Below are 13,216 nucleotides of genomic sequence, written 5' to 3'. Positions count from 1 at the left end.
GCACCTTACTTGATGATCTTGGCTACAACGCCAGCACCAACAGTACGGCCGCCTTCACGAATGGCGAAGCGCAAACCTTCGTCCATTGCGATCGGAGCGATCAAGGTAACAACCATTTGTACGTTGTCACCCGGCATGACCATTTCAACGCCTTCCGGCAGCTCACAGGTACCGGTTACGTCAGTGGTACGGAAGTAGAACTGCGGACGGTAGCCCTTGAAGAAAGGCGTGTGACGACCACCCTCTTCTTTGGACAGGATGTAGACTTCTGATTCGAAAACGGTGTGCGGAGTAATGGTACCGGTTTTCGCCAGAACCTGACCACGCTCAACGTCATCACGCTTAGTACCACGCAGCAGGGCACCAACGTTCTCGCCTGCACGACCTTCGTCAAGCAGTTTACGGAACATTTCAACGCCAGTTACGGTCGTCTTGGTGGTGTCGCGGATACCCACGATTTCCACTTCTTCGCCCGCTTTAACGATACCGCGCTCTACACGACCGGTAACAACAGTACCGCGACCAGAGATAGAGAATACGTCCTCGATCGGCATCAGGAACGGCTGGTCAATAGCACGCTCCGGCTCAGGGATGTACTCATCCAGCGCTTTGATCAGATTGGCAACGGCGGTGGTTCCCATGCCTTTATCATCTTCACCATTCAGAGCCATCAGCGCTGAACCAGTGATGATCGGCGTGTCGTCACCCGGGAAGTCGTACTGGTCGAGAAGCTCACGAACTTCCATCTCAACCAGCTCGAGCAGCTCTTCGTCATCGACCATGTCCGCTTTGTTCAGGAACACAACGATGTACGGTACGCCAACCTGACGAGACAGCAAGATGTGCTCGCGCGTTTGCGGCATCGGGCCGTCAGCGGCAGAACACACCAGGATTGCGCCGTCCATCTGCGCAGCACCGGTGATCATGTTCTTGACGTAGTCAGCGTGCCCCGGGCAGTCAACGTGAGCGTAGTGACGCTCTTCAGACTGATACTCCACGTGGGAAGTAGCGATGGTGATACCGCGCTCACGCTCTTCAGGAGCGTTATCGATGGTATCAAACTCACGCCAGTCGCCGCCGAAAACCTCAGCAGACACGCGGGTCAGGGCCGCCGTCAGAGTCGTTTTACCGTGGTCGACGTGACCAATGGTGCCGACGTTGACGTGCGGTTTGGAACGTTCAAATTTTTCCTTAGCCACTGCTATAACCTCTTTACGTTAGCTAACGGTTAACCGTTTTGATTGATGACGGCTTCAACGACGCTGGAGGGCGCCTCGTCGTACTTCGAGAACTCCATAGAGTAGCTCGCACGGCCCTGGGTTTGTGAGCGCAGATCGGTTGCATAACCGAACATCTCACCCAATGGCACCGTCGCACGGATGACTTTACCAGAAGAGGAGTCATCCATACCCTGCACCAGGCCGCGACGACGGCTCAGGTCACCCATGACGTCACCCATAAACTCTTCGGGGGTCACGATTTCGACCTTCATCACCGGCTCCAGCAGCACGGCCTTGGCCTTCCTGGCACCTTCTTTTACTGCCATAGAAGAAGCAATCTTAAACGCAGTCTCGTTAGAGTCCACGTCATGGAAGGAGCCATCAAACAGCGTTACTTTAACGTCGATCATCGGGTAACCCGCGATGACACCGTTTTGAGCTGCTCAAAAGCACCCTTTTCAACCGCAGGTACGTATTCCTTGGGAACCGTGCCACCCACGATTTCTGAGTTGAACTTGAAGAACAGTTCTTCTTCGCCTTCACCCTTCTCTTCTGCTGTCAGCGGCTCGATACGCAGCCAAACGTGACCATACTGACCACGGCCACCGGACTGACGTACGAACTTGCCTTCTTGCTCAATGCTGCCGCGAATGGTTTCACGGTAGGCAACCTGCGGCTTACCGATATTGGCTTCAACCTTAAACTCGCGACGCATACGGTCAACGAGGATATCCAGGTGGAGCTCACCCATACCAGAAATAATCGTCTGGCCGGTTTCTTCGTCGGTTTTGACCTGGAAAGAGGGGTCTTCTTGAGCAAGCTTGCCCAGGGCAACACCCATTTTCTCTTGGTCAGCCTTAGATTTAGGCTCTACGGCAACCGAGATAACCGGATCCGGGAACTCCATACGCTCGAGAACAATCTTGTTATCGATGTCGCACAGGGTATCACCGGTAGTCACGTCTTTCAGACCGATACAAGCGGCGATGTCGCCCGCCAGTACTTCTTTGATCTCTTCACGGGAGTTGGCGTGCATCTGAACGATACGACCAACACGCTCTTTCTTCTGCTTAACGGAGTTGTACACACCGTCACCAGATTTTAGAACGCCCGAGTAGACGCGGATAAAGGTCAATGTACCAACGAAGGGGTCAGTGGCGATTTTAAACGCCAAGGCCGCAAAGGGTGCGCTGTCGTCAGCTTCACGGGTATCGACGGTACCGTCTTTATCGTCGAGCTCACCTTCAATCGCTTTAACTTCCGTCGGCGAAGGCATGTATTCGATAACGCCATCCAGCACTGCCTGAACGCCTTTGTTCTTAAAGGCAGAACCACAGGTCACCAGAACGATATCGTTAGCCAGGGTGCGCGCGCGCAAGCCAGCTTTGATCTCTTCAATCGAGAGCTCACCGCCTTCGAGGTACTTCTCCATCAGCTCGTCAGAGCCTTCGGCAGCGGCTTCGACCATCTCTTCGCGATACTTCTCAGCCGTATCTTGCAGCTCAGCAGGAATATCCACGAGTTCATAATTCATACCCAGGCTTTCCTCATCCCACAGGATAGCCTTCATCTGAATCAGATCGATAACGCCCTTGAAGTCCTCTTCTGTGCCCCAGTTAATCTGGATCGGCACAGCGTTGGCACCCAAACGCTCTTTCAACTGGTTGACAACCATAAAGAAGTCAGCGCCGGTACGATCCATCTTATTGACGAAAACCATGCGCGGAACTTCGTACTTGTTGGCCTGGCGCCATACTGTTTCAGTCTGCGGCTGAACGCCGGAAGAGCCACACAGCACAACGACCGCACCGTCGAGTACACGCAGCGAACGCTCAACTTCGATAGTGAAGTCAACGTGCCCTGGCGTGTCGATAATGTTAATACGGTGTTCAGGGAACTGCTTGCTCATGCCCTGCCAGAAACAGGTAGTCGCAGCGGAGGTGATAGTAATACCACGCTCCTGCTCCTGCTCCATCCAGTCCATGGTCGCAGCACCGTCGTGAACTTCACCCACTTTGTGGGAGAGGCCGGTGTAGAACAGTACACGCTCGGTCGTCGTGGTTTTACCCGCGTCAACGTGAGCGACGATACCGATATTACGGTAGCGATTTAGTGGAGTCTTGCGTGCCACGGTGAAACTCCCGTTTGTTGGCGATGCTCGTTAATTTAGCGGCGTATGCAAGCGAGGCTTATGCGACCGCCGCCACCCCACAAGGGTAGCGGTTAGGTATTACAACTAATCTGTTGTAACGACGCGACTCAGCAAACACTTCGCCATGCTGAACAACGTGCATATAAAAACCATAAAGCCGTACTTAAAAACGCCGTACTCAGGAACGCCGATCTTAGAAACGGTAGTGCGAGAAGGCCTTGTTGGCTTCTGCCATACGATGCACGTCTTCGCGCTTCTTAACGGCAGAACCTTTACCTTCAGCGGCATCCAGCATTTCACCCGCCAGACGCTGCACCATGGTTTTCTCACCGCGACGACGCGCCGCGTCTACCAGCCAGCGCATTGCCAGCGCTTGACGACGAGACGGACGTACTTCAACCGGCACCTGATAGGTCGCACCACCTACACGGCGCGACTTCACTTCGACCATGGGCTGGATGGCTTCCAGCGCCTTGTCGAAGATCTCCAGCGGATCTTCTTTACTACGCTCGGCAACCTTGTCCAACGCACCGTAGACGATACGCTCAGCTATGGACTTCTTGCCGCTGACCATCAGGTGGTTCATGAACTTCGCCAGACGCTCACTTCCGAACTTAGGATCCGGCAGAATCTCGCGTTTAGCTACTACTCTTCTTCTAGGCATGATAAGCCCTCAATTAAGGATCTTTCAGGTAAACCCGGAACTCCTGCAACCTGTGTACGCTTCTCAAACTCCACAAGCGCTGCCCGACCTTACTCTTATCAGACCGTCAAATTCGTAAAAATCGTTACTCAGCATGCCCGATCAACGGACGACGCCGTACAGCCGACCTAGCCCCAGGACTTAAACTTAGGACTTAGGACTTAGGACGCTTAGTACCGTATTTAGAACGACCCTGACGACGATTCTGAACGCCGGAGGTGTCAAGGGCGCCACGTACGGTGTGATAACGCACACCTGGCAAATCCTTTACACGACCGCCGCGAATCAAAACGACAGAGTGTTCTTGAAGGTTGTGACCTTCACCACCGATGTACGAAGAGACTTCAAAGCCGTTGGTCAGGCGCACACGGCAGACCTTACGCAGGGCCGAGTTAGGCTTCTTCGGGGTGGTGGTGTAAACGCGCGTACATACGCCGCGTTTTTGCGGACAGGCCTGCAGCGCTGGCACGTCACTTTTGGTGACGGGGCGCTTGCGCGGCTTGCGCACTAGCTGATTAATCGTTGCCATGGTGTTTAGCTGACTCCAATGGTTGCCTTGGCCTTTTAACAAATACATGCAGTGGATGCGGGCGCACCCACCCCACTGTTAAAGGCTGCGCATTCTAAAGGCTGACCCTAGGTTTCGTCAAGCCTTGCCGGCGGTTTTACCGGCAAGGTGACGCTTTTTCAGGTCAGCTACTCATTTTACTTACTCATGCTACCTACTGCGTTGGGCGCCAGACCTACAGCTCATCGTCAGAGTCGAGAGCGGTCAACTGAGCACCCAGCTCCTGTTCGACTTCGGTAGCCGAAGGATTGAACAGTTGCTCTACGTCTTCGCGCTTGCGACGACGCTCTGCGTGGTGAGTCAAGCCCGTACCCGCCGGTATCAGGCGTCCAACCACCACGTTCTCTTTCAGGCCGCGCAGATAATCGCGCTTGCCGGTCACCGCTGCCTCGGTCAGTACGCGGGTTGTCTCCTGGAAGGAGGCCGCGGAAATGAACGACTCGGTGGCCAGGCTAGCCTTGGTGATACCCAGCAGCATACGCTGATACTTGGCTGGGAATTTCTTCTCTTTTTCAAGCCGCTCGTTCTGCTCCAGTACGCGAACCAGTTCTGCCTGATCGCCAGTAATGAAGTCGGAGTCGCCTGAATCGGTGATCTCTACCTTGCGCAGCATCTGACGCACGATCACTTCGATGTGCTTGTCGTTGATACCTACGCCCTGCAGACGGTAAACGTCCTGTACTTCGGCAGTGATGTACTTGGCAAGTTCCTCAACACCCAGCAGGCGCAGGATATCGTGAGGATTGCTCGGACCATCGGAAATCACTTCGCCCTTCTCGACAGTTTCGCCTTCGAAGACGGCGATTTGACGCCACTTCGGAATCAGCGCTTCAAACGGATCGCCAGACTCCGGAGTAATGGTCAAACGACGCTTGCCTTTGGTCTCTTTACCGAAGCTAACCACACCGCTGATCTCGGCCAGGATCGAGGACTCTTTCGGCTTACGTGCTTCGAACAAGTCAGCAACCCGCGGCAGACCACCGGTGATGTCTTTGTTCGCCGAGGCTTCTACCGGGATACGGGCAACCACTTCACCCACCCCGATCGTCACACCATCGTCGACGGAGATAATGGAGTTACCCGGCAGCAGGTACTGAACCGGGGTGTTAGAGCCCGATACAGAGACGTACTCGCCAGCGCTATCTTGCAGCATCACCATTGGGCGCTTGTCGCGACCAGCCATGGGGCGGGCCGCCGACTCGATCACCTCAATGGAGGAGAGGCCGGTCATCTCATCGACACTGCGGTGCATGGTGACACCCTCGTCGAGATCGATGAACTGCGCCTTACCTTCTACTTCGGCAACGATCGGATGGGTGTGCGGATCCCATTTGGCAACGGTCGCACCGGCGTCGACCACGTCGCCGTCACGTACGGAGAGCTCTGCACCGTAGGGTAGCTTGTAGTACTCACGCTCACGGCCATGGTCGTCGGCAACGGCCAGGGCGCTAGAGCGCGAGACCACGACCAGCTTGCCGTCGGCACGCTCAACGTGCTTGATGTTGTGCAGGCGAACTTTACCGCCGTGCTTAACCTGTACGCTATCGGTCGCAGAGGAGCGCGATGCCGCACCACCGATGTGGAAGGTACGCATGGTCAGCTGGGTACCCGGCTCACCAATCGACTGAGCAGCGATAACACCAACGGCTTCACCGATGTTGACCTGATGTCCGCGAGCGAGGTCACGACCATAACAGGACGAACACACGCCGTGCGGGGTATCACAGGTAATGGTGGAGCGCACGACAATTTCATCCACGCCCATGGTATCGAGCTCGGCACACCACTTCTCGTCGAGCAGCGTATTGCGCGGAATCAAGACTTCCTCGCTACCTGGATCGACGACATCCTGGGCCACGACACGACCAAGCACACGCTGGGAAAGCGGTACGATAATATCGCCACCTTCGATGATCGGGTGCAGGGTCAAGCCATTTTCGGTACCACAATCGACTTCCGTGATTACCAGGTCTTGCGCCACGTCTACCAAGCGACGGGTCAGGTAACCGGAGTTGGCGGTTTTCAACGCCGTATCCGCAAGACCTTTACGTGCACCGTGGGTCGAGATGAAGTACTGCAGTACGTTCAGGCCTTCACGGAAGTTAGCGACGATTGGCGTTTCGATGATCGAGCCATCCGGCTTGGCCATCAGCCCCCGCATACCCGCCAACTGGCGGATCTGGGCGGCACTACCACGGGCACCGGAGTCGGCCATAATGAAGACGCTATTGAACGAGTCCTGCTCAACTTCGTTACCATCACGATCAACGACGGTCTCTTTCGAGATACCGACCATCATCGCCTTGGCAACTTTATCGTTGGCCTTGGACCAGATATCGATAACCTTGTTGTACTTCTCACCTGCAGTAACCAGGCCAGAGGAGAACTGGTCTTCGATCTCTTTAACTTCCGCTTCCGCCGCGTCAACGATCTCGGTTTTTGCTTCGGGGATAACGAAGTCGTTAACACCGATAGAGGCGCCGGACCAGGTTGCCAGACGGAAGCCGGTATACATCAACTGGTCAGCGAAGATGACCGTGGGCTTAAGACCAGCGCGACGGTACACTTCGTTGATCAGGCTGGAGATCGCCTTCTTCTTCATCGGCTGATCGATCAGCTCGAAGGGTACGCCTTCGGGCAGAATGCGGAACAGCAGCGCACGGCCGACGGTGGTATCGTAAATACGGCGGTGGAAGCTGCGCTCGCCGCTCTCTTCTTCGATATCGACCTCGTCCAGACGCACTTTGACCCGGGCGTGCAGCGACACGGATTGGGTTCCAAACGCACGCTCAACCTCGTTGAGGTCGGAAAAGACCATGCCTTCGCCTTTGGCGTTGATCTTTTCGCGGGTCATATAGTACAGACCCAGAACAACGTCTTGCGAAGGCACGATGATCGGCTCGCCGTTAGCGGGCGACAGCACGTTGTTGGTGGCCATCATCAGCGCACGCGCTTCAAGCTGCGCTTCCAGGGTCAGCGGTACGTGTACCGCCATCTGGTCACCGTCAAAGTCGGCGTTGTAGGCGGCACACACCAGCGGGTGCAGCTGAATGGCTTTACCTTCGATCAACAGCGGCTCAAACGCCTGGATGCCCAAACGGTGAAGTGTGGGTGCGCGGTTAAGCAGTACCGGATGCTCGCGGATAACATCGGCAAGGATGTCCCACACTTCCGGCAGCTCGCGCTCGACCATCTTCTTGGCGGCTTTGATCGTTGAGGCGTAGCCCAGCGACTGCAGCTTGGAGTAGATAAACGGCTTGAACAGCTCAAGAGCCATTTTCTTGGGCAGACCGCACTGGTGCAGACGCAGGGTCGGGCCTACGGTGATGACCGAACGACCCGAGTAGTCAACGCGCTTACCCAGCAAGTTCTGACGGAAACGCCCCTGCTTACCCTTGATCATGTCGGCGAGCGACTTCAGCGGGCGCTTGTTAGAGCCGGTGATCGCGCGACCACGACGACCGTTGTCGAGTAGCGCATCGACCGCTTCCTGGAGCATACGCTTCTCGTTGCGCACAATAATATCCGGCGCATTAAGATCGAGCAGACGCTTCAGGCGATTGTTACGGTTGATCACACGGCGGTAAAGGTCGTTAAGATCCGAGGTCGCGAAGCGGCCACCGTCCAGCGGTACCAGCGGACGCAGATCCGGCGGCAGCACGGGCAGCACTTCCATGACCATCCACGCCGGTGCGTTACCGGAGTGGTAGAAGGCTTCAAGCAGCTTCAAGCGCTTGGAGAGCTTCTTGATCTTGGTTTCGGAGTTAGTCTGCGGAATCTCTTCGCGCAGGTGGTTAATCTCTTCTTCCAGATCGATATCTTTGAGCAGCTCTTGGACAGCTTCGGCACCCATTCGGGCATCGAAGTCGTCGCCGAACTCTTCCAGTGCTTCAAAGTACTGCTCGTCGTTCATCAGCTGACCACGCTCCAGCGTGGTCATGCCTGGATCGATAACGACAAAGCTTTCGAAATAGAGCACGCGCTCGATATCACGCAGGGTCATATCGAGGAACATGCCGATACGCGACGGCAGTGACTTCAAGAACCAAATGTGCGCCACCGGCGAGGCGAGCTCAATGTGCCCCATGCGCTCACGGCGCACGGCGGCTTTGGTCACTTCTACGCCACACTTTTCGCAGATGATACCGCGGTGCTTCATGCGCTTGTACTTGCCGCATAGGCACTCGTAGTCCTTTACCGGACCAAAGATCTTGGCGCAGAACAGGCCGTCCCGCTCCGGTTTAAAGGTACGGTAGTTGATGGTCTCAGGCTTCTTCACCTCGCCAAACGACCAGGAGCGAATCATGTCCGGCGACGCCAGGGTAATCTTGATCGCGTCAAACTCTTCGGACTGAGACTGCGATTTGAGTACTTTCACCAAATCTTTCATGGGACGGCTCCTAGCTCTCTAACTCGATATCGATGCCCAGCGAGCGGATTTCCTTCACGAGTACGTTGAAGGATTCCGGCATGCCTGCCTGCATGGTGTGGTCGCCATCCACGATGTTTTTATACATCTTGGTGCGGCCTTCGACGTCGTCCGACTTGACGGTGAGCATCTCTTGTAGCGTGTATGCAGCGCCGTAAGCTTCCAGCGCCCACACTTCCATCTCACCGAAGCGCTGACCACCGAATTGCGCCTTACCACCCAAGGGCTGCTGGGTAACCAGCGAGTAAGAACCGGTAGAACGCGCATGCATCTTGTCGTCTACCAAGTGGTTAAGCTTCAGCATGTACATGTAGCCAACGGTGACCGGACGGTCAAAAGCGTCACCGGTACGGCCATCGAACAGGGCCATCTGACCCGACTCGGGAATGTCCGCCAGCTTCAACAGGTGCTTGATTTCGTGCTCTTTGGCACCGTCAAACACCGGCGTTGCCATCGGCACACCGCCTTTTAGGTTCTTCGCCAGGGCGATGATTTCGTCGTCGCTCAGGGAGTCGAGATCTTCAACACGCGTCCCCTGGGTATTGTAGATCTGGCCCAGGAAGTCACGAATCTCGGCTACTTGCTGACCGCGTGCATCGCGCAGCATGGCTTCGATCTTGACGCCCAAGCCACGTGCCGCCATACCCAAGTGCGTCTCAAGGATCTGACCAACGTTCATACGTGACGGTACGCCCAGCGGGTTAAGCACCACGTCAACCGGCTCACCCTTCTCGTCAAACGGCATGTCTTCGATGGGCATAATCGCCGAGATAACACCTTTGTTACCGTGACGACCGGCCATCTTGTCACCCGGCTGGATGCGACGTTTCACGGCCATGTAGACCTTGACGATCTTCAGCACGCCCGGCGCGAGGTCGTCGCCCTGGGTCAGCTTGCGCTTTTTGTCTTCAAAGCGCTCGTCCATCTCTTTGCGACGGGTTTCCAACTGCTCGTCGGCCTGAGCCAGCAACTCGTTGTAGGACTCATCCTGCAGACGCAGCTTGAACCACTGCTGACGCGGCAACTCATCCAGGTACGCCTCGTCGAGCACATCACCTTTCTTGAGGTTCGGGCCGCCGTTAACGGCCTGGCCTTCAAGGGTGCGCTTTAGACGCTCGAAGGTGGCATCTTCAGCGATACGATAGGTCTCCTGAAGATCCTTACGTACCTCGTCAAGCTGGGTGCGCTCGATCGACAGGGCGCGTGAATCCTTCTCCACGCCGTCACGGGTAAACACCTGAACGTCGATGACCGTGCCTTTCATGCCGGTGGGGGCACGCAGTGAGGTGTCTTTAACGTCAGACGCTTTCTCACCGAAGATGGCACGTAGCAGCTTCTCTTCAGGCGTCAGCTGGGTTTCACCCTTCGGCGTTACCTTACCGACCAGTATGTCGCCGGGGCCAACTTCGGCACCGATGTAGACGACACCCGCTTCATCCAGCTTGGAGAGCGCAGACTCGCCCACGTTGGGAATATCGGAGGTAATCTCTTCAGAGCCCAACTTGGTGTCGCGGGACACACAGGTCAGTTCCTGAATGTGAATCGTGGTGAAACGGTCTTCTTGAACGACCCGCTCTGAAAGCAGAATCGAGTCCTCGAAGTTGTAGCCGTTCCAGGGCATAAAGGCGATACGCATGTTCTGACCCAATGCCAGATCGCCCATATCCACCGACGGGCCGTCGGCGAGAATATCGCCACGTGCCACGCTGTCGCCAGGCCGCACGATGGGGCGCTGGTTCATACAGGTATTCTGGTTCGAGCGGGTGTACTTGGTCAGGTTGTAGATATCAACCCCGGCTTCACCGCCGATGATTTCATCTTCATTAACCCGCACCACGACACGGCGCGCATCAACGGAATCAATCACGCCGCCGCGATTAGCCACCGCACAGACGCCGGAGTCACGGGCAACAAAGCGCTCCATGCCGGTACCTACAAGCGGCTTATCAGCACGCAGGGTCGGTACCGCCTGACGCTGCATGTTAGAACCCATCAAGGCGCGGTTGGCGTCATCGTGCTCCAGGAACGGAATCAATGCCGCGGCAACAGATACAACCTGACGTGGCGATACATCCATTAGCGTCACTTGCTCAGGACGCATAAAGGTGGTTTCACCGCGGTGACGCACCTGCACCAGGTCATCACTCAGCTTGTTGGACTCATCTACCGCCGCTGACGCCTGGGCGATAATGTAGTCGCCCTCTTCGATCGCGGAGAGGTGGACAATGTCATCCGTCAACTGACGGTCAACCACTTTGCGGTATGGCGTCTCAAGGAAACCGTAGCTGTTAGTGTGGCTGTAGGTGGCCAGGGAGTTGATCAGACCGATGTTCGGGCCTTCTGGCGTTTCGATCGGGCATAGACGCCCGTAGTGCGTGGCGTGGACGTCACGTACTTCGAAGCCAGCACGCTCACGGGTCAAACCACCGGGGCCGAGTGCAGACACACGACGCTTGTGGGTAACCTCTGAGAGCGGGTTGTTCTGATCCATAAACTGCGAAAGCTGGCTGGAACCGAAGAACTCCTTCACCGCCGCCGCCACCGGCTTGGCGTTGATCAAGTCTTGGGGCATTAGGCCTTCGCTTTCCGCCATGGAGAGACGCTCTTTGACCGCGCGCTCTACACGCACCAAGCCAACACGGAACTGGTTCTCGGCCATCTCGCCAACGCAGCGAATACGGCGGTTACCCAGGTGATCGATATCGTCAACGTCACCGAAGCCGTTACGAATATTGATCAGCTCGCGCAGCACGTCGAGGATGTCTTTGCGATCCAGCACACCTGAGCCCGTATCGGTATCACGACGCAGGCGACGGTTGAACTTCATGCGGCCAACGCCCGACAGGTCGTAGCGATCCTCAGAGAAGAACAGATTGTTAAACAGCGTCTCGGCAGACTCTTTGGTGGGCGGCTCGCCGGGGCGCATCATGCGGTAGATTTCCACCAGGGCTTCAAGCGCGGAGTTCGTCGCGTCCAGCTTCAAGGTGTCGGAAATAAAGGAACCGCAGTCAAGATCGTTAGTGTAGAGCGTTTCCACCAGGGTAATGCCACCCTGAGCCATACGCTCAAGCACTTCAGGCGTGATCTCGGTATTGCAGGGGCAGATCAGCTCGCCAGTCTTGGAATCAATCTGATCTTTGGCCAGGGTTTTGCCGAACAGGTACTCCATCGGCACATCCAGGCGCTCAAGGCCGGCTTTTTCAAGCTGACGAATGTGCTTCTGGGTGATCCGACGCCCCTCTTCAACGATCACATTGCCTTCGCCATCCTTGATGTCAAAAGTGGCTGTTTCGCCGCGCAGGCGCGACGGAACCAGCTCCACAGAGAAACCGGATTTCTCAATGTGGAAGACGCTGGTTTCAAAGAACTCGGCGAGGATCTCTTCGGTGTTCATCCCCAGGGCACGCATCAGTACCGAGGCCGGCAGTTTGCGGCGACGGTCAATACGTACGAAGACGTTGTCTTTAGGGTCAAACTCGAAGTCCAACCAGGAGCCACGATAAGGAATCACGCGCGCTGAGTAGAGCAGCTTGCCAGAAGAGTGGCTCTTGCCTTTATCGTGATCGAAGAACACACCGGGCGAGCGGTGGAGCTGGGAGACGATTACCCGCTCAGTACCGTTAATTACAAAGGTACCGTTCTCAGTCATCAGGGGGATCTCCCCCATATAGACTTCTTGCTCTTTGATATCCTTGATTGCTTTGTTCGAGGAGTCGCGATCATAGATGATCAAGCGAACCTTGACGCGCAGCGGGGCTGAGTAAGTCACGCCGCGCAGTTGGCACTCCTTAACATCGAACGCCGGCGTACCAAAGCGGTAGCTGACATACTCAAGCGCTGCATTGCCGGAGAAGCTCTCAATCGGAAACACGGACTTGAATGCCGCGTGCAGACCGACCTCGTGACGCTCGTCGGGCGAACGATCTTGCTGGAGGAAGTCGTAATAGGAATCAAGCTGGATCGCCAGCAAGTAAGGCACATCCATCACTTGGGGCAGTTTGCCGAAATCCTTGCGGATGCGTTTTTTCTCAGTATATGAGTAAGCCATCTGTATTCCCCAGCTTGTTCACCATGGGTGACCGATGCGTGGTCATCTGCCCTGCGAGCTTCGTCAGACACAGACAGCAAGCTCCTAAATCGGTAG

At 55.9% G+C, this 13,216-nt stretch carries 5 protein-coding genes and 1 pseudogene; all 6 read right to left on the bottom strand.

Annotation, left to right across the window (positions count from 1 at the left end):
• Positions 1–5: 5 nt before the first annotated feature.
• Positions 6–1,199 carry an elongation factor Tu gene (gene tuf / locus OM794_RS00785; RefSeq protein ID WP_211594844.1) on the bottom strand — a complete coding sequence of 398 codons (1,194 nt, stop codon included), beginning with the start codon at positions 1,197–1,199 and terminating at the stop codon, positions 6–8.
• A 29-nt stretch (positions 1,200–1,228) separates the two neighbouring features.
• Positions 1,229–3,351, bottom strand: a pseudogene (gene fusA, locus OM794_RS00780) (elongation factor G).
• A 214-nt stretch (positions 3,352–3,565) separates the two neighbouring features.
• Positions 3,566–4,036 carry a 30S ribosomal protein S7 gene (gene rpsG, locus OM794_RS00775; RefSeq protein WP_009288145.1) on the bottom strand — a complete coding sequence of 157 codons (471 nt, stop codon included), beginning with the start codon at positions 4,034–4,036 and terminating at the stop codon, positions 3,566–3,568.
• A 193-nt stretch (positions 4,037–4,229) separates the two neighbouring features.
• Positions 4,230–4,604 carry a 30S ribosomal protein S12 gene (rpsL, locus tag OM794_RS00770; RefSeq protein ID WP_008959173.1) on the bottom strand — a complete coding sequence of 125 codons (375 nt, stop codon included), beginning with the start codon at positions 4,602–4,604 and terminating at the stop codon, positions 4,230–4,232.
• 214 nt (positions 4,605–4,818) lie between these two features.
• A complete protein-coding gene (gene rpoC, locus OM794_RS00765; RefSeq protein ID WP_226250593.1) occupies positions 4,819–9,033 on the bottom strand; it encodes a DNA-directed RNA polymerase subunit beta' in 4,215 nt (1,404 codons plus the stop codon).
• Positions 9,034–9,043: 10 nt separating this feature from the next.
• Positions 9,044–13,120 (bottom strand): DNA-directed RNA polymerase subunit beta, encoded by a 4,077-nt coding sequence (gene rpoB, locus OM794_RS00760; RefSeq protein WP_226250592.1) that lies wholly within the window; start codon positions 13,118–13,120, stop codon positions 9,044–9,046.
• Between the last annotated feature and the right edge of the window lie 96 nt (positions 13,121–13,216).

Origin of the sequence: Halomonas sp. BDJS001 (genome assembly GCF_026104355.1) — a bacterium.
Taxonomy (GTDB): Bacteria; Pseudomonadota; Gammaproteobacteria; order Pseudomonadales; family Halomonadaceae; genus Vreelandella.
The sequence above is the reverse complement of the archived record's forward strand: the minus strand, read 5'-3'. Positions and strand labels throughout refer to the sequence as shown.